Origin of the sequence: Pseudomonas baetica, assembly GCF_019733355.1 — a bacterium.
Classification (GTDB): Bacteria; Pseudomonadota; Gammaproteobacteria; order Pseudomonadales; family Pseudomonadaceae; genus Aquipseudomonas; species Aquipseudomonas baetica_A.
This window is the reverse complement of sequence record NZ_JAIHLQ010000027.1, coordinates 84,469-104,385: the sequence shown is the minus strand read 5'-3', so window position 1 is coordinate 104,385 and position 19,917 is coordinate 84,469. Positions and strand designations below refer to the sequence as shown.

The 19,917-nt window shown below is 61.2% G+C and carries 8 protein-coding genes; 6 read left to right on the top strand and 2 right to left on the bottom strand.

The features are described 5' to 3' along the window. The first annotated feature begins 417 nt into the window (after nucleotides 1–417). Together K5E40_RS23000 and K5E40_RS22995 are read left to right on the top strand one after the other, a co-directional pair. Nucleotides 418–1,527 (top strand): substrate-binding domain-containing protein, encoded by a 1,110-nt coding sequence (locus tag K5E40_RS23000; protein WP_221732767.1) that lies wholly within the window; start codon nucleotides 418–420, stop codon nucleotides 1,525–1,527. Between the two features lie 202 nt (nucleotides 1,528–1,729). Beyond that, the gene (locus K5E40_RS22995) at nucleotides 1,730–14,230 is read left to right on the top strand and encodes a filamentous haemagglutinin family protein (protein ID WP_221732766.1); all 12,501 of its coding nucleotides are present in this window, start codon (nucleotides 1,730–1,732) and stop codon (nucleotides 14,228–14,230) included. Nucleotides 14,231–14,307: 77 nt separating this feature from the next. Here K5E40_RS22995 and K5E40_RS35690 read toward each other — a convergent pair whose 3' ends face one another. Beyond that, entirely contained in the window at nucleotides 14,308–14,478 is a 171-nt protein-coding gene (locus tag K5E40_RS35690; protein ID WP_409339143.1) for a hypothetical protein, read from the bottom strand. 359 nt (nucleotides 14,479–14,837) lie between these two features. Between K5E40_RS35690 and K5E40_RS22990 the strand changes: the two genes are divergently transcribed. Beyond that, a complete protein-coding gene (locus tag K5E40_RS22990) occupies nucleotides 14,838–15,725 on the top strand; it encodes a Dyp-type peroxidase (RefSeq protein WP_221732765.1) in 888 nt (295 codons plus the stop codon). Between the two features lie 24 nt (nucleotides 15,726–15,749). Further along, the gene (locus K5E40_RS22985; protein WP_221732764.1) at nucleotides 15,750–16,718 is read left to right on the top strand and encodes a Gfo/Idh/MocA family protein; all 969 of its coding nucleotides are present in this window, start codon (nucleotides 15,750–15,752) and stop codon (nucleotides 16,716–16,718) included. A gap of 134 nt (nucleotides 16,719–16,852) precedes the next feature. On the opposite strand, the gene K5E40_RS22980 is transcribed toward K5E40_RS22985, so the two are convergent. Then, nucleotides 16,853–18,511 carry a phosphoethanolamine transferase gene (locus K5E40_RS22980; protein ID WP_221732763.1) on the bottom strand — a complete coding sequence of 553 codons (1,659 nt, stop codon included), beginning with the start codon at nucleotides 18,509–18,511 and terminating at the stop codon, nucleotides 16,853–16,855. 166 nt (nucleotides 18,512–18,677) lie between these two features. Here K5E40_RS22980 and lexA point away from each other — a divergent pair, with 166 nt between their 5' ends. Continuing rightward, a complete protein-coding gene (gene lexA / locus K5E40_RS22975; RefSeq protein WP_221732762.1) occupies nucleotides 18,678–19,295 on the top strand; it encodes a transcriptional repressor LexA in 618 nt (205 codons plus the stop codon). Further along, nucleotides 19,295–19,912 carry a translesion DNA synthesis-associated protein ImuA gene (imuA, locus tag K5E40_RS22970; protein WP_221732761.1) on the top strand — a complete coding sequence of 206 codons (618 nt, stop codon included), beginning with the start codon at nucleotides 19,295–19,297 and terminating at the stop codon, nucleotides 19,910–19,912. Before lexA ends, imuA begins: the two co-directional genes overlap by 1 nt. Nucleotides 19,913–19,917: the final 5 nt, after the last annotated feature.

The following is a 19,917-nucleotide window of genomic DNA, read 5'->3' as shown; positions in this document are numbered from 1 at the left end:
GCCCGCTCCCACAGGGGAACGCATTTCAACTGTGGGAGCGGGCTTGCTCGCGAAGAGGCCCGTCAGGGCAATAAATAATCCAGATTTTTTCCCAGGACTTCAGCATCACCCGACCGTTGACTCAACCATCCTCGGGTTCTCCTTTCTGTCATCTGCAACGACCCGTCAACGGCTCCAGCCCGATTCAGCCAAAGCCTTGATCCAGACACTGCGCATATCCCCCTGAACACCCGAGAAATCCCCCCGAAAATCACCGCGCACCTCCCGAGGTTTTTTCCTTTATCTGTCACCGGAACCTGCGAATTTCTCAGTGCGACTTAACCAGGGCCAACGCCAGCGAGGGCCAGGTGAGTCTTTCAAGTGTCATGCAGCCCCTGAAACCCTGTGTTCACACCCTAGTTGAAAAGGAGATTCTTCATGTTCAAGCGCACTCTGATCGCAGCTTCCCTGACCGTCGCCGCTCTGGCCTCTGCTCAAGCCATGGCCGTTACCGGTGGTGGTGCAACTCTGCCAGCCGCTCTGTACAAAGGTTCTGCCGACAGCATCCTGCCAGCCAACTTCAGCTACGCCGCCATCGGTAGCGGCGGTGGCAAAACGGCTTTCCTGACCAACAACCCAACCGGTTTCGGCACCACCGGCACTGTGCACTTCGCCGGTAGCGACTCGATTCTCAGCGCTTCGGAAATCAACACCTACAACACCAACTTCGGTGCTTCGTACGGCCCGCTGATCCAACTGCCATCGGTTGCCACTTCGGTTGCCATTCCGTACAAAAAGGCCGGCCAGACTGCTCTGAACCTGACCAGTGCGCAGTTGTGCCAAGTGTTCTCCGGCGAGAAAACCACTTGGGGCGCGCTGCTGGGCACTGCTGATACCACCGCCATCCGCGTGGTTTACCGCAACGTTTCCAGCGGCACTTCGGAAATCCTGACCCGCCACCTGAACGCGGTTTGCCCGACTCAGTTCAACACCAGCTCCACCTTCACCAGCGCCCGTATCGGCGGTATCGCCTTGCCTTCGAACTGGGTTGGTGTCGCCAACACTTCCGAAGTTGCCACCACCGTAAACGCTGTAGACGGTTCCATCGGTTATGTCGGCCCGGACGGTGTTGATGCGACCAGCAACGCGGTTGTTGCTCGTGTGAACGGTGTTCAGCCGACTTCGGCTAACGTCAACCTGGCACTGGCCGCTGTTGCTGCTCCTTCTACCGCTACTCAGGCTGCCAACCCAGCCAACTGGTCGCCAGTGGTACCTAACCCTGCCGTGGGTTACAAACTGGCTGCCTACACCAACTTCATCTTCGGCCAGTGCTACAAGGATGCAGCGGTGGCCGCTGACGTCAAAGCCTTCCTGACCACTCACTACAGCAACCCGGGTAACAACACCGCGACTCAGGCGCACAAATTTGTCGCTGTGCCTAACGCCTGGAAAACCGCTGTAACCGCCAACTTCATCACCAACACTTCGGGCTACAACCTGGACATCAACAACGCCAGCGTCTGCAACGCTATCGGTCGTCCTTTGTAAGCTCAAGCTGGCGTAATCGAAATGGCGGCAACCTTCGGGTTGCCGCCATTTTTTTGCTCGAATACACCCCGAACATGAAGTTTGTGTGACATCCGTTCGGTCGTGACCCTCGCCAACTGCCTATGTCGTAACAGCAGGTTTTTGCACGCCTGCGGCCTTGCGTGGCAACCCAAGTGTGGCAATCAAAAAGGATCTCGTAGTGATGCTCGCTCGCCCATCCCGTCGTCGTACCAACGTTCAGTCCTTCAAGCGTGATGCCGTGGACCCGGCGCTGTGGCTGCTCAAGCCGTTGGCGCAAGCGGTGGCGTTGTGTCTGGTGGCGGGCAGCGCGCACGCGCAGACGGCCTTCAGTTCGAGTTGGTTCGCTGCCAAGGGCGCCGCACAGCAAGCAGCGGCAGCACGGCCGAGCGTCGGTGGTTTGCCGGGGATGACGCCGCCATTGGCTCAGCAACAGAAGGCCAATCAGCAGTTGCAGCGGTCGATCCAGACCTTGAACAACACCGTTGCCGCGATTGCAGCACAGCAAGCGGCGCAGGCGGCCGGGCGCGCAACGGCGCTGGGTTCGGTGCAGTTTGTCCCGGACGGTCTGGGCGAGGGCGGTTTGAAGGTCGATAACAGCCTTGCGCAAGGTTGGCAGAACGCCAAGGGGCCGCAACAGACGCAGGCCGACGGCAAGACCACGGTGAAGATCGAGCAGACCGCCGACAAGGCGATCCTCAACTGGGAAACCTTCAACGTCGGTCGTAACACCTCGGTCGAGTTCGCCCAACAAGCGAACTGGGCAGTGCTCAACCGCGTCAATGATCCGAACGCACGCGCCAGCCAGATCCAGGGCCAGATCAAGGGTGACGGCACGGTGATGCTGATCAACCGCAACGGCATCGTCTTCAGCGGCAGCAGCCAGGTCAACGTGCGCAACCTGGTGGCGGCGGCAGCGAATATCACCGATATCCAGTTCCGTGATCGTGGCCTGTACTTCGACAGCACCGGCACAGCGCCGACCTTCACTGATGCCGCCGGCAAGGTGCTGGTGGAGCGCGGCGCCTCCATCGCGACGCATAAACCGGCGGCCTCCACCGATGCTGGCGGCTATGCCTTGCTGCTCGGCAACGAAGTGCAGAACGACGGCAGCATTAGCACCATCAAGGGCCAGGCGGTATTAGCGGCCGGTGACCGTTTTTACATCCGTAAAGGTTCGGGCACCGAAGGCAATGCGCTGTCCACCACCTTCGGTAACGAAGTCACTCCGGCCTTCAAGGCCGGCGCTGTGGCGGGCAAAGTCACTAACAATGGATTGATTCAATCCGCCACCGGCGACATCACCCTGACCGGTCATGAAGTGGTGCAGAACGGCGTGTTGCTCGCCAGCACTTCAGTCGCGACACGCGGCACGATTCACCTGACGAACCCGATCACCGACACCAGTGGCAGCGTCACGCTGGGGCAGGGCAGTGCCACGGCGATCATGCTCGACAGCAGCGATCTCACGGCCCTCGACAGTCAGCGCGACGCGGCCCTGACCGCCGTCAGCGCGAACAACCGGATTCGTGGCGATCAGTCGCGCATCGAAATCCAGAGTGGCGCCAGCGTCGAGTTTCAGAACGGCTCGATCACCCTGGCCACTGGTGGTCAGGTCGCGGTCAATGCCCGGCGCCGCAGTCTGGTGCGTGACGGCGCGATGATCGATGTGTCCGGTGCCCTCGGCGTCAAAGTGGCGATGGAAAACAACAACATCAAGATCAACGTGCAGGGCAACGAGCAGCGCGATGCCTCGGTCAACCGTGAGAAAGGTGCGCTCAACAGCAATGACATCTGGGTCGATGTGCGCGAGCTGGTCTACGTACCGGCCGGCACCAACGGCTATGCCACGGATCGTTGGTACACGGCGGGCGGTTTGCTTGAAGTCGGCGGCTACCTCGGCACTCAGGGCCACAGCGTTGGCGAGTGGATGGCGCAGGGCGGCACGGTGAGTTTTGCCGGCAACGATGTGGTCACTGAAAAGGGCTCGCTGATCAACCTGTCCGGCGGCACCCTGGATGTGCAGAGCGGGCAGATCCGCCAGAGCTGGTTGCGTGGCGCGGATGGGCGCTTGTATGAAGTCTCCCGTGCTCCGGGGGATCTGCTCTATACCGGGCTCTACAAAGGTTATGAAGACAACAGCGAGCACTGGGGCCAGACGACCTACTTCTACAATCCGCTGATTGCGCCGCGCTCGCGTTTCGAGTCGGGGTACACCGTGGGTCGTGATGCCGGGCAACTGGTGATCGCCACCGCCAACGCCGTGCTCGACGGGCAGATGATTGGCGAGGTGTATCAGGGCGAGCGGCAGAATCAGGCGCCGAAACCGTTGCTTGATGGCTACGAACAGAGCCAGACGGCGCTGGCGCGTCGTGCGCAATTGATTGTCGGCAGTTATGACCCGGCGTATGTGGCGGCGGCGAGTGGATTGCTTTACACGCTCAATCCGTTGCTGGATCAGGTGCAGATTGGCGGCGAGCGTCCGGTTGCCGGCAGTGATCTGGATCTGGCCGGCGCGGTATCTGATTCGCGCAAGGGCAAGCTGTTTCTGGATAACGAGCAGCTCAATGGCTTCCGCCTCGGCGCGCTCAAGGTGTCGGCCAAGGATCAAGTCGCCGTGGATGGCGCGCTCACGGTCGATGCCGGTGGCGACATCACCTTGTATGCCCCGGATGTGCAAATGGGCGCCGACCTGACGGCTCGCGGTGGCAGTGTGCGATTGGGTAACGTGCTCAATCAGTTCAACGGCTCGACAACCACCGACACGCAAATCACGGCGAAATCCGGCCAGTTGACACAGGTAGTGGTTGCCGAAGGCGTGCGACTGGATACTCGCGGTGTGTGGAGCAACCTGCGCACTAATCCGGACGATGGCGCGAGCCTGGCGTACCTCAACGGTGGTCTGGTGTCGATTCGCAGCAGTGGCGATATCGATATCGACGCCGGCAGTCTGCTCGATGTGTCTTCTGGCGGCGCGCTGCTCGCCAACGGCAAGACCCGGGGCGGCAAGGGCGGTGATTTGACGCTGGAATCCAGCGCCATTAGCGCACCGGGCCAATCGCATTTGAACCTTGATGGCGAAGTGCGTGGCTACGGTGTGACGGGCGGCGGCACCCTCACCGTGCAGGCTAACAAGCTACTCATCGGGCAGACCGACAAGGTGCTGGCCGAAAACACCCTGCAGTTGTCTGCCGACCTGTTCAACAAGGGGTTCAGCGCTTACAACCTGATCGGTCTGAGCGGGCTCGATGTTGTCGAAGACACGGCGATTGACGTAAGCATGCCGGTGTACCGCTTCGCCGATGCCGCGCCGAATCAGGTCAGCGGTGTTGATCCGCAATCGGCACTGGAACTGTGGACGCCAACGCTCTTCCAGGAAAACCCGATCAAGGGAGTGCTGACCCAACGTGCCGGTGCCAGCCTGACATTGCAGGGCGGGGCCAGTCTGGTCGGTCTGATCGACGCGGCCAACAGTGCGTTGACGCTTGGCCGTGGTTCGCGCATCAGCGTCGATCCGGGGCAGAGCATCAAGCTTCGCGGTGCCGGGCAGATCACGGTTGAAGGTGAGCTCAATGCCTGGGGCGGCACGGTGGATATCCGCCAGCAACCGTTCGGCTCGATCAAACCGGATACGTCGATTCAATTGGCCGATCCGACTGCGCATAACCGTTCTATCTGGATCGGCGAGCAGGCGGTGCTGGATGTCGCCGGACGCGCCAACACCGCGCTCGATGCCTTGGGTCGAACCTACGGGCAGGTCGGCAAGGGTGGCAGCATCATCATCGGCGGTGAAATCGATTCGAAACGGGCGACTGCCACGGCTGCCGACGCCTACGTGATTGTGCGTCCGGGCGCGCGGCTTGATGCCTCTGGCACCGAGGCGATTCTGGATGTCGCCGGTCAGGGGCCAACCCGCGTTGCGACGGATGGCGGTCGCATCAGCCTGGGTTCCTACAACGGCCTGTTCATTGATGGTCACTTGCGTGCGGCGGCGGGCGGTGTCGGCGCTGCCGGCGGTCGTCTGGACATCGCCCTTGAGACGCCGCTTTACGCTGACTCGGCAAGCAATGCGGTGCGGGCGCCGAGGGAGATCATCATCGGCCAAGGCGCAGGTGATGAATCGCTGGCCGTCAATCTGCGACCGGGCGAGGGCGCCGAAGGCTTGCGTTATGGCCAGGCTCGTCTGAGTGCCGACGGCTTGATGGCGGGCGGTTTCGATAACCTGAGCCTGTTGAGCAACGGCCTGCTGTCGTTTGACGGCGACGTTAGTCTGCACATGAACCAGAGCCTCAATCTGTACGCCGGGGCGTTGTCGCTGGCCGAAACGTCCAGGGAAACGACACGTGTCGACTTGAGCGCTCCGTACTTGCGTTTGTCCGGTGTGGGCAGCTACTTCGCGGGCGTCAACAGGATCCGGCCGCGGTTGACCAATAACCCGACGGCTCAACTGTCGGACGCGACATTCAATGCGTCGGCAGACTTGCTGGACGTGGGTAATGGCCTTTCCGTCGGTACGCAGGGTTCGATTCTGCAACTCAATGCCCCGGCTGTTGAGTACAGCCGCCGGGCGTTCGGTGTGGTGTCTCTCGACAGCCGCGGCGACCTGCGTTTCCTCGCGCCAAACGATGGTGCCGAGAAAACCCGGCTGTGGACGCCGGGTGACTTGAATCTTGGTGCTGCGCAGATCTATCCGGGCACTGGCGTCCAGGCTGAAGTGCGGGTCGGCTATCAGGGCGCCGTTGCGGTATCCGACCACACCCTGCGCATCAGCGGCCACGGCGCGGCGCCCGCTGAGGTGCCGTACTCGGTTTTCGGCAATCTGAGCTTTTCCGCTGCGTACATCGAGCAGGGCGGTGTTGTGCGGGCACCGTTGGGCAAGATTGTCCTGGGCGACGATTTGCTGACTACCAGCCACGAGGTACGCCTGCTTTCTGGCAGTACAACGTCGGTGAGCGGTGCCGGTCTGGTCATGCCCTACGGCGGCACTACCGACGGCATCGATTATCTCTACAACGGCAAATCCGTGGTGTTGAACGGCATCACTGGCGAAAAAAACGGTGTGGCAATCGGTGGGCAATACGTTGATGTGCAGAGTGGTGCGCTGATTGATCTGTCCGGTGGTGGCGATCTTCGCGGCGCTGGTTTCATCTCCGGGCGCGGCGGTTCTACCGATGCGCGTTTCAATCCGCTGGTGCGCAATGCCACCGACGGCACTTTCAGCTTGCCGGGGCTGACGAGCAATCCGGTCTACGCCATCGTTCCGGGCAATCAGAGCCGCTATGCGCCAGTGCTGGCGGAAGCGGGCGCGGTCGATCCGCGCGTGGGTCAGCAAATCACCATTGGCGCCGGTGTCCCGGGGTTGGCGGCGGGAACTTACACGCTGTTGCCATCCACCTTTGCCCTGTTGCCGGGGGCGTTCCGGGTCGAAGTCAACGGTCAGGCAACACCGACTGCGACGACGGCGGCGCTGCAACTGCGCAATGGTTCGTGGACCAGCAGCGGGCAGATGTCGATTGCCAATACCGGCCTGCGCGACAGCCTGGCCAGTCAGGTCATCCTGACGTCGGCGGACATGCTGCGCCGTTACTCGCAGTACAACGAAACCGGGCTTACCCCATTCATCCGCAATGATGCCGCCAGGCGCGGGGTGCCCCGTGCATTGGCGCCTATGGACGGCAAGACCCTGGATCTGCGTTTGAGTACCGGTGGTCAGCAAGACATTGCTTTGCAGTTCAACGGGCGCGCGCTGTTCAACGCCGCCGAGGGTGGGTTGACCGGGACGGCGGTGGTGCGCGGTGGTTATGCCGGTAGTGATCTGGAAATCCTCGGCGCCGGGCAGGCGCCGACCGCGCACGTCGCTGGTGTGTCGTTGTACGCCGACACGCTGAATAACCTCAACGCCGGGCGTTTGACCCTCGGTGCAATGCCGGACGTTGTGTACAACACGTCAGGCAATATCATCAGTTTCCTCGGCACCACCTCCAATATCGTGTTGCGTGAGGGGGCCGTCCTTTCTGCGCCGGAAGTCTTGCTGCGCACCACCTTGACCACTGGCGGTATCACGGTCGAGTCGGGTGCCGGGATCAACACGCTCGGTCGCGGCAACGTACCTTACGATTCAACGGCGGGCTTTATATATCAGCCGGGGGCATCAAGCCTGTTGCTCGTGTCGAACGGCTGGACCAACGTGCTGGCGCCACAAGCGGGCTCAAATCTGAGCGGAGCTGGCAGTATCCGAATTGGCACCTGTGCTGCTGATTCATGCAGTAATCCGGCGCTGCTTTATTCGAACGGCAGCATCACCGCTGCCACGGATAACCAGTTTGAGCTCGGTGAAGCCGTGCGCTTCGGCACGCGTCATCTGGCGTTGTCGGTCGGTTCGGTGAATGCCGGCAGCGCTGAGGCGCTGGCGGCGGCAGGCAATCGCGTACCGGCAGGTTTGACCCTCAACCAGAACGTGCTTGATCGACTGTTGCGCGGCGATACCCAATTTGGCGCACCGGCTCTGGAAACCTTGAGCCTGACTACCCGCGATGCCTTCAATTTCTACGGCAGCGTAAGCCTCGACACGCTTGATCCGCAGACCGGCCAAAGCAAACTGCAGAACCTGGTGCTCATTACTCCGGCGATCTACGGTCTGGGCGATGCCAACGATGTGGCGACCATCCGCACCAATAACCTGATCTGGAACGGCGCCACCCAAACACCCGGCAGCGTCATCACTGGCGGCGCCGGCACGGGCAGCGGCACGCTGGATATCCAGGCGCAACGCATCGAACTGGGTTACGGCCCGATGCCACAGCCGAGCGGCCTGGATCAGAACAATCGTCTGGCGCTGGGTTTTGCCAACGTCAACCTGACGGCCAGCGAACGCATCACCGCCAACCACAAGGGCAGTCTGGCGGTGTATCAGGAGCAGGGCGCTTACGACCCGGTCAAGGGCTACAGCTACAGCGGCGGCAATCTGAACCTGCGCACGCCGCTGCTCACCGGTGAAGCGGCGTCGGTCAGTTTGCTCAAGGCCGGCAACAGCCTGACGCTCAGCAGTGGCGGGGCTTACGGGGTGGCGGATGCCTTGGGTGCGGAACTCAACCTTGAGGCTCGCAACATCGTTCTCGATAGCCGTATCGCCTTGGCCAGCGGCAAACTGACCGTGAAATCCGAAGATGATTTAAGCCTTGGCAACGCCGCCGTGCTGGATCTGACCGGGCGTACCTTGCCGTTCAACGATGTCAGCAAGTACAGCTGGGGCGGTGACATATCGCTGTACAGCGCCAACGGCAATATTCGTCAGGCGGCGGGCTCGCGAATCGATCTGTCGGCGAAGAACAATCAGGCCGGTAATCTCAGCGTCGTCGCGTTGGCCGATGCGGCCGGGATGGTCGATCTGCAAGGCGAGATCCTTGGTGGCAGCAGCGGTTATTACGACGCCGGGGGCACGTTGGTGCCGTACAAGGCCGGCGGCGTTGACATTCGCGCGCAGCGTCTGGGGGGGGATGCCACTGAACAGTTCGCCGCGCTCAACCAGCGTTTGAATGCCGGGCAGGTCTTCGGCAGCCGCAGCTTGCAGCTCAAGCAAGGCAACCTGCTCATCGGCGACGGCCTCAAGGCTGGCGAGGTCAATGTCTCGGTGGACAATGGCAGTCTGACGGTGGCCGGTCTGATCGACGCCAGTGGTGAGCGTGTCGGCAGTATTCATCTGTCGGCGAAAAACGCTCTGACCCTGACCGGCAACAGCGTGCTCGATGCCCATGGTCGTGTGCTGCGGGTCGACAGCTACGGCAAGATCATCGATGCGCCGAACCGGGCGACGGTCGAGCTCAATTCCGGTGATGGTCTGCTCACCCTGGCTTCTGGTGCGCGGATCGATCTGCGTCACGGCACTGATGCGGTACCTGGCATTCTCGCGGGGCAAAACGATGGAATGCTGCGTGGCACGCTGGAGCTGAACGCGCCGCGGTTGGGCAGCAATGACATCGCCATTGATGCCCGTGGTGCGTTGACCATTCAGGGCGCACGTTCCATCGGTCTCAATGGCGTGCGTCGCTACACCGATGCTCTCGATGGCACCGATCAGGCCGTCACTGGCCGCCCGTATCAAGTGATCGATCAAGCCATGCTCGATCGCATTCACGGTGACAGCAACAACTTCATCAACGCCGCTCTGGGCAACAATGATCTGTTGCAACGCAAACTCGCCGGGCTGAACAACGCCACCTATGCCGATGCGTTCCATCTGCGCCCGGGCGTAGAGATTGCCAGCAAGACTGCCGACGGCGACCTGGTGGTGGAGGGTGATCTGGACTTGTCTGGCTATCGCTACGCGAGCCTCAATCCGCACACGCGACTGGACCCGTCGGTTTACGGCTCGGGTGAGGCCGGCAGTCTGGTCATCCGCGCCGGCGGCAACCTCGATATTTACGGCAGCATCAACGACGGCTTTGCGCCGCCACCGCAAACCCAGGATGACGCCGGTTGGAAACTGATCACCGGTGTGCAGCCGTTCGGTGGCGATCTTATCGTGCCGGGCACTGGCGTTTCACTGGCCGAAGGCACGCAGTTTCCGGTGGGCGCCGTGCTTAATTACGACGTGATGATTCAAGGCGCGGTATTGGCCAGCGGCACCTTGCTGCCGACTCAAGCGGTATTGGCCCAGGCCTATACCTTTGGCGCTGGCACCGTGCTGGCGGCGGCGATTCATGACGGCAATGGCAATCTGTTGTTTGCCGCCGGCACCTTGCTCTCCGAGAGTGTGACGTTGCCGGCGTCAACGCGCCTGGGGGCGGGGATTCGCCTGAACAACGCCACGTCGCTGCAAGCTATGACCTGGCCAAAAGGCGTGCCGCTGCCGGCCGTATACGATGTGGATGTGGGAACCGTTTCCGGGGTGAAATTGAGCGGTTCACTGGCATTGCTGCGCGGGTCACTCATCCCGTCCATGACGGACGTAAAGTTGGCTGATGGGACAACGATTATCGAATTGCGGTCGTTCAACGGCACCCAGCAGGGCAAGAACTGGGCGGTGGCGAGCATGCTGCCTGCAGGCACTGCCTCGTGGTCGATGCGTGTGGTGGCCGGCGCTGATCTTGATGCGGCGGATAATCGCACGGTCCAGCCGTTGACCAGCGGTGGTCATCTGCGGCTGGCGGACACTCACTATGGTGCGACGATTACGCAGGGCGTAGCGAAACTGGTCTGGGCCGTAGACAATCAGTACGGCTTCCCGGCCTACGAACCCATCCCCGACGAGTATCTGATTCTTTGTGAAATCGGCCCAAGCGATTGTGCGCCGATGGCGCGTTGGGTCTGGGCGCCGGGTAGCGGCATGGGCGCTGATTACGAGCCGGTTCCTGATGATTATCTGATCCTCTGCGAACTGCAGCCGGACCTGTGTCTGGAAAACAACCCGCAAAAATCCGCCAAGGTGCATACCCAGATGTTCAGCGTGCTGCGAACCGGCACGGGCGATCTCGACTTGATGGCGGCCGGCAATCTGAGTATGGATTCGCCTTTCGGTGTGTACACCGCAGGGACGCAGTCGGCCAATGTCGACCCGCTCTACAACCAGATGCGCGGGCACCTGTCCGATACAAACTCGGTTTTAGGCAGCACGGGAGCCGACTACGAGAAATGGGTCAACGGCGGCACTGACAGCCTCTATCAGGCCTGGTATCCGCAACTGGGCGGTAACCTCAGCATCAATGCCGGTGGCTCGATCTCCGGCGATTCGGTGGGGCGTAAAGAGCAGAAGTCGGGCGGTACTCGTGAGCAGATAGCCAGTGTTGCCGTTGGCAACTGGCTGTGGCGTCAAGGCACGGGGAATGCCGATGTTCCAACGGCCTGGTGGATCAATTTCGGCAGCTACATCACTCAACCGATACCCGACAGCAATATGAGTACCGAGCCGTACCTGGTGGGTTTCACCGGTTTTGGTACGTTGGGCGGCGGCAACATCAGTCTGCGCGCCGGGGCCGATGCGGGCATGTTGAAGCCGCTGGGAGACGCGACGAGTTACCTGCGCAGCCAAGGGCTCAACGTTGCAGTCGGCAGCACCGGCAGGGTCGGCAGCGATGGCCGCGTGCAAATGACGGGTGGCGGTGACATGGATATCCGCATTGGCGGCCAGCTCAACCCGTCACTGCAGGCCCGGGCTGGCGATACCGGCGGGGCGCGGCCGTTTCACGACCTGCAAGGTGCGTTGGTCAACCTGCGCGGCGCGGTGCAATTGACTGGCGGCGCCTTGGGCGGTATCGATCTGCAGTACGGCGCCGCGTCACGTTCGCATGACATCAGGGAAACCCGTGCGCTTGACCCGTTTACATCAACTACAAGCACAGCCTCTGGTGGTCTGGTATTGATCCCCGGTGACTCGGGGATGAGCCTCAGCACCCGTGGCGATCTGGTACTGGGCGGAGCAGGCGACCCGGGACGCGTCAGCCTGCAGAACGCTACCCCGGTCTTTGATGCCAATGGTGACATCCAGAGAGGCGGGATCCTCAGTGGGTTTTCATTGTGGACCGAGCACACCGCCATCGACTTGTTTTCGGCCGGGGGAAACCTTACGCCTTCTACCCAAATGGCAGAGTTTAATGAGTTCAACAACTTCAGTTTACCGCTGGGGCGAAACACATCGCCTACAGACGGTCGATTCGTCTATCCGTCGATTTTGCGCGCAGTGGCGGGTCAGGGATCGATTTATGCCGGGCCTTCAGCATCGGTAAAAAGGAACGATTTCCCGCTGTCCGCCTACTCATTGCTCTTGGCGCCGTCGACAGCTGGCCAGTTGGAAATGCTGGCGGGCGATTCCATCTACGCCGGCGGCTATGCGATCAATCAGTCCGGAGCAAGTCCAGCGTCCATTGCCACGCCGTTCAATCCGGCGTTCAACCGCTTTGACAACAATGCGCAAGTCAGACCCGTCGCCACCAATTACAGCAGTGACGGCGTCGCATCGGACGGCAACTTGCGTTATCCGTTGTTCGCATTTGGCCCCAACACGTATTCGGGTCTCAGCGGAGTGCAGGGGCCCGCACGCTTCTATGCATTAACTGGCGATCTGGTGGGCGTGCGCAACGGTGAAACTCTGAATTTCACTACGTCCAAACGTACTTGGTATGAGGCGGCGGGGCCGGTGTGGATGATTGCCGGTCGCGATATCGTGGCGTCCGGGACCAATCTGGGCCAGCCCACTCAAGTCCAGTCGGATGAAATGGGTGTCGGGCGAGAGCTCATCACCTCCGCTGGCAACCTGTTCATTCACAATAATCCGCGAGACGTTTCACGGGTTTCGGCAGGTCGCGACATCCTCTATAGCAGTTTCGATATCGCCGGGCCGGGTGTTCTGGATATCAACGCCGGACGCAACATTCTCATGGAAAACCGTGCCAGCATCACCAGCCTCGGGTCGTTGGTGGCGGGTGATAATCGTGCGGGTGCCAGTGTGGTGCTGCAGGCCGGCGCGGGGGCGCAAGGCCCGGATTATGCGCAGTTCATCGCGCGCTATCTGAGCCGGCAGAATCTCGCCAATCCGGATACTTCCCTTACCGGGCAACCGGGCAAAGTGGTCAAGACCTACCTCGACGAGTTGCAGAGCTGGCTGACCCTCGGCTACGGCTTCAGTGGCAATGCAGAACAGGCGCAAGCGTTCTACGCCGCGCTGCCGAGTGCCCAGCAGGCGATTTTCGCGCGGCAGGTGTACTTCGCCGAATTGCGTGCCGGCGGCCTGGAATACAACGATGTCGACGGCCCGCGTCAGGGCAGTTACTTGCGCGGTCGCAATGCCATCGCGGCGCTGTTCCCGACCACCGATGTGGCCGGCAATCCGATCCGCTACGACGGCGACATCACGCTGTACGGCGGAGCAGGGGTCAAGACCCTGTTCGGCGGCGACATTCAGATGCTCACGCCGGGCGGTGGCCAGGTGTTCGGCATCGAAGGCGCGGCGCCGCCATCGACGGCGGGGATCATCACCCAGGGTTCGGGCAATATTCAGCTCTACTCGCAAGGCAGCATTCTGCTCGGTCAGAGCCGGATCATGACCACCTTCGGCGGGTCGATCCTCGGCTGGTCGGCCGAAGGCGACATCAACGCCGGTCGTGGTTCGAAAACCACCGTGGTCTACAGCCCGCCAAAGCGCGTGTACGACACCTGGGGCAACGTGAGCCTGTCGCCATCGGTGCCGAGCACCGGCGCCGGTATCGCCACGCTTAACCCGATTGCCGAAGTGGCGCCGGGCGATATCGACCTGATCGCGCCGCTGGGCACCATCGATGCGGGCGAGGCGGGGATTCGGGTGTCGGGCAACGTCAACATCGCCGCGCTGACGGTGGTCAACGCCGCCAACATCTCGGTGCAGGGCAAGTCGACGGGTGTGCCAGTGGTTTCGGCGGTCAATACCGGGGCGATCACCTCGGCCAGTTCCGCCGCATCGTCTGCCACGCAAGCGGCAGAAGACGTCGCCCGTCAGCAGCAGGCAGCGTCGCGGCAGAACCAGGCGTCGGTGTTCACCGTGCAGGTGCTGAGCTTCGGCAACGAACAGCTCGCACCGTCCCGCGATGGCGCCAGCCTTGCGCCGACGCCGGGCTACAACCCGAACAGCCCGGTACAGGTGCTGGGCGCCGGGGCGCTGGATGAACACGCCAAACAGCAGTTGACCGAGGAGGAGCGTGGGCAACTGACGTTATAGAAGACTCTCGTGCAGTACGTTTGGGCTGCCGGTTGGTCGCCCTTTTTTCAGGTTGGAAAAAGTCAGGGGTATTTTCGTCAAGTGTGCAGCACTGTCAGCATTTGATCGAACCGCACCATGGCCTCATCGTGAGGAATACCCGGGCGCGGATCGTCAAGTGCGGCTCGTACTTTGGCGCGATACCAGCGGTCGTAGCTCGCTGTCGTCACTGGCAAGACGAAGTGCCTAGTATCCCGTAAAGATGTCAGACGCTTCTTTCGCTCAAGGAGGAACTCCCAGCGGCGTTGTAGGCACGTTCACAATGTCACTGCAGGAACCGGGTCAGAGAGCCAATCGCGAACACCTTGCCACGCACGCTGTCGTCCACGTCATGCCCATCGAGCGAATCGCTGAAGAAGTCGGCTATAGCGATGTGTGCAGCAGTCGCACATTCGGCCAGTTCGGTATTTCAGCCGTCCCGAGGTTGTAGGGTTTAGGGCCGCTTCGCTGCCCATCGGGGATGAATCCCCTCGCCACAAGGTGGCTTCGGGCTCACGTCGTCAGCGTTTCAACCACACAAACCCTCCGGCCACAGGTAAACTCCCGCGCACTTTCCCAAGGAGTTCACATGAGTTACTACCAGCCGGGCATTCTCGCCACCCCTGTTCCTGCGCAAGCACGTCATCTGTTCTTTGCCCTTGAGTCGGTTGCAGCGCTGCCGCAGGCGATCGACAACCTGATGACTCTGGTGGATGGCAAGTCGGTGGTGGTCGGTTTCGGTGAATCCCTGACCAAGGCCCTCAACGTAGAAATCGACGGCCTGCGCAGTTTCCCGGCCATGACCGGCGTCGGCGTGGAAAACCCGTCGACCCAGCACGCGCTGTGGGTCTGGCTGCACGGTGTCGACCGTGGTGAACTGCTCAATCGTTGCAATGCTTTTGAGACGGCACTGGCGCCGGCCTTGTGTCTGGTAGAGGCCCAGGAAGCCTTCCGCCACAAGGAAGGTCATGACCTGACGGGCTACGAAGACGGTACTGAAAACCCGCACGATGAAGCGGCCATTGCTGCTGCGTTGCTAGCAGAGGGCGCTGAAGGCCTGGTCGGTGGTAGTTTCGCGGCGATCCAGCAATGGCAGCACGACCTCAAGGGTTTCCGCACATTGTCCGCCGAAGACAAGGACAACATCATGGGGCGTCGCTTGAGTGACAACGAAGAAATCGACGACGCGCCCATTTCCGCCCACGTTAAACGCACGGCGCAGGAAAGCTTCGCCCCTGAAGCGTTTGTCGTGCGCCGTTCGATGCCTTGGATCGAGGGTGATCGCGCTGGCCTGATGTTCCTCGCGTTCGGTTTTTCGCTGGATGCTTTCGAAGCGCAACTGCGCCGCATGAGCGGTCTGGAAGATGGCATCACCGATGGTCTGTATCGCATCAGCCGGCCGATCACTGGCGGCTACTACTGGTGCCCGCCGCTCAAGGACGGCCACCTCGATCTGCGTGCCTTGCGTATCGGCTGATCGTCAAGACACAGGGAGGCAACAATGGACGTGGTGCGTTGGGGCATGATCGGTTGTGGCAGCGTCGCCGAGCGCAAGAGCGGGCCGGCCTTTTACAAGGCGCCCGGTTCGGCGCTGGTCGCGGTGATGGGACGACGTCTTGACGCGGTGAGCGATTACGCCGCGCGCCACGGCATCGAACGGGTCTACACCGATGTCGATGCGCTGATCAACGATCCCGAGGTGGACGCGGTGTACATCGCCACGCCTCCCGACAGTCACCACGCCTACAGCCTGAAAGTCGCTGCCGCCGGTAAACATGGCTGCGTGGAAAAACCCATGTCGCTCAATGCGGGGCAAAGCCGTGAGATGCAGCAGGCGTTTGCCGACGCCGGGTTGCACCTGTTCGTGTCCTACTATCGGCGTTCGTTGCCGCGCTTTGCGCAAGTGCGGCAATGGCTGGAGCAGGGGCGTATCGGTGCGGTGCGGCACCTGAGCTGGACGCTGACCAAAGCGCCGTCCCCTGTGGACCTGGATGGCCGTCACAACTGGCGTACTGATCCTGCGGTCGCCGGTGGCGGTTACTTCGCCGATCTGGCCAGCCATGGCTTTGACCTGTTCCAGTATTTGCTCGGCGACATCATTGAAGTCGCTGGTTTCATCGCGCATCAGGCCGGGTTGTACGCGGCGGAAGATGCGGTCAGCGCCAGTTGGCGCTTCGCCAGCGGAGCGTTGGGCATGGGGTGCTGGAGCTTTGTTGCCGATCGGCGCGAGGATCGGGTCGAGATCATCGGAAGCCTGGGGCGGATCAGCTTTTCGGTGTTTGATGAACATCCCGTTCAATTGCATACCGATCAAACCGTCAGCCTGGACATCCCCCATCACGAACACATCCAGTGGCATCACGTCTTGGGCATGAACGCCCACATTCGCGGTGATTCGCAACACCCGGCGATGGCTGAACAGGCCCTGAAAACCGACTGGGTCATGGACCAGATCCTCAAGCGTCACTGACCCCTCAAGCGACACACCATCCCCTGTGGGAGCGGGCTTGCTCGCGAAAGCGGTGGGTCATTTATCCAATGCATGGTCTGACACAGCGCCTTCGCGAGCAAGCCCGCTCCCACAAGGGTTTTGTGGGGGCTGGGTTATTGTGCGGCTGTCATGGACGGGCGGCAGCCGTGGAAAATATCCAGCCCTGGCTGATACAGAGACGTCTTCACCCCAAACAACCCCAGCACCGAATGAAACAGGTTGTCATGGCTCAGATCCGCCTGGCCGGTCTTGCCTTGCAGGCAGCCCCGGTCGATGCCTTCACTGGCCAAGGTGTTGTCGCCAAACCACATCACCATTGGCACATGGGTCTGTGCCTCGGGTGCCAGCGCATAAGGCGCTGCATGCAGGTACAACCCGTTTTCCCCCAGCGATTCCCCGTGATCAGAGACGTAAACCATCGATGTATCCAGTGAATCCTGATTGCGCTTGAGCAACTCGATTACCTTGGCCAGGAAATGGTCGGTGTAGAGGATGGTGTTGTCATAGACGTTCACCAGCTCATCACGGCTGCAACTGCCCAATTGGTTGGTATGGCAGATCGGTTTGAAACGCTCCATGTCCTTCGGATAGCGCTCGTAGTATTCCGGGCCGTGGCTGCCATCGGCATGCAGAACAATGATCGCGTGGCCCTTGAGGCTGTCGATGTAGCTTTGCAGATCGGCCAGCAAGGCTTCGTCGAGGCAGTTGTTGCCGTCACAGAACGGTCCCGGCTGGTTCTTCGAAATATCGCGATGCGGTACGCGCAGGCAGGTGCCTTTGCAGTCGCTGTTGTTGTCCAGCCACAGCACCTGCACGCCGGCGCGCTGGAGGATGTCCAGCAGGCCTTCGTAGGTTTTGCCTTTCTTGTCGCTGTAATCCTCGCGGGGGAACATCGAGAACATGCACGGCACCGACACCGCTGTCGACGTGCCGCAGGAATGCACCTGGGTGAAGTTGAGGATGTCCAGTTTGCTCAGCTCTGGATTGGTCTCACGCTCATAACCGTTCAACGAAAAGTGATCGGCGCGGGCCGTTTCACCGACCACGAACACCATCAGCGATTTCTTCTCGCGGCTGGCAGCCTTGGCGCTCATCACCGCGTCTTCGCCGATAGCCTGCACCACGAAGTGCTTTTTGATGCCCAGGCGTTGCTTGGTGTATTTGCTGATCGCGTAGATGTAGTTGGTCGGGTTGATGAAGTGGGTGAGTTTGTCTTCTTCGCGAAAGATCGGCGCGTAGGTCGAATAGAACGTGCCCACCGAGGCCGCGATCACCAGCACGCAGGCGATGATCACCAGAATCTTGTTCAGCAGGCCGCGAAAGAACGGTCGATAGCTCACCGGCCAACGCCAGATCAGCGCCGCCGGCAGTACGCCGAGCACTAGCACATAGGCCATCAGCTTGCCGCTGAACAGCGCGGTGGCTTCACCGGGGTTGGTTTCGAACACGTTCTGGATCATCACCGTGTCGATGGTGATCCCGTATTCGTTCATGAAATACGCGGCGCAAGCCGAGAGCAGGGCGACCACGGTCAGCACCGGTTTCAGCGTCCAGCGGAACGACACCAGGGTCAGCAGCAGGGTGATCGCGGCCCATAAAAACAGCCCGAAAGAGGCGAAAAATGCCAGTTTGTACGCGCCTTGCAGGGTGATCAGTGTGCCCAGCGCCTTCCAGGTCGCCAGGTTGTACAACGCCACCAGCGCCAGGGAAAACAGCAACACCAGTCGCGTAGGGGTGATGGACGGTAAACGCAGTCCGTTGCCTAAAGCCATGTCAAACCTTCCTCTACATGAATAGAAAACACACGCAGTAACGTGTGTAACTGTAGAAGAACATTAGTAAAAAAATCGTAAACATCCTGTCACATGTTTCACATTTTCCTATAGCGACACCCACCTGACTGATGGTGCTTGTCAGGAAAATCCTACAGGAGTACAAATGTACTCCATGACGAATCTGACTCCCCGCCGCACCGCCATCCTGACCTTTATCCGCGAACGCATCGCCGAACACGGTCAGCCCCCAAGCCTCGCTGAAATCAGCGAGGCTTTTGGTTTTGCCTCCCGTAGCGTGGCGCGCAAGCATGTGCTGGCGCTCACCGAAGCCGGGTTTATCGAGGTCAACCCGCATCAGGCCCGGGGCATTCGCTTGCTCGGTCAATCGGCGCGCCCGGAGTGGCTCGATATCCCTGTGCTCGGCCGTGTGGCCGCCGGTGCGCCGATTGGCGCCGATGCCGACATTCATAGTCGCTTGATGCTCGACCCGGCGCTGTTCTCTCGCACACCGGATTACATGCTGCGGGTGCAGGGCGACTCAATGATCGAAGACGGCATTCTCGACGGTGATCTGGTCGGCGTGCGACGCCATCCCGAGGCGCTGAATGGCCAGATCGTCGTGGCGCGCCTCGACGGTGAAGTCACCATAAAACGCTTCGAACGTGTAGGCGATGGGGTGCGGTTGTTGCCGCGCAACCCGGCGTACCGGCCGATTGTCGTGGGCGATGATCAGGATCTGGCCATCGAAGGGGTGTTCTGTGGTCTGGTGAGGCAAGGCTGATGGGCGCCGTCATTGCGCTGGATACGCTGTTCAATGGCGGCCAGGTCTGGAAGGGCCGGCCTGCGCCACCGGCCGCCAGTCCGCAACCCACCGGGCATGCGGCACTGGATGCGGCGCTGCCCAGCGGTGGCTGGCCGGAAGCCGCGTTGAGCGAAATCCTGTTGGCCGGCCCCGGTGTCGGCGAACTGCAACTGGTCTGGCCGACATTGGCGCGGTTATCGGCGGCAGGTGAACGCATCGTGTTGGTCGCACCACCCTTCGTGCCGTACCCCCAGGCGTGGGAAAACGCCGGGGTCGATCTTCGCCAGTTGTCGGTCATTCAGGCCAGTGAGCGCGATGCCTTGTGGGCGGCGGAGCAATGCCTGCGTTCAGGCAGTTGTGGCGCGGTGCTGTGCTGGCCGCACAAGGCGGATGACCGCGCGTTGCGGCGTTTGCAGGTGGCGGCGGAAACGGGCCAGACCCTGGCATTTGCGTGGCGGCCGCTGAGTGAAGCGATCAACCCTTCGCCCGCTGCCTTACGGATTGCCATCGACGCCAAACCCGCGCAATTACGTATCCTCAAGTGTCGTGGCGGACTGGCGCGCCCGGCACCGATTGCTTTTGCCGTGGGTCACTGAGGTCG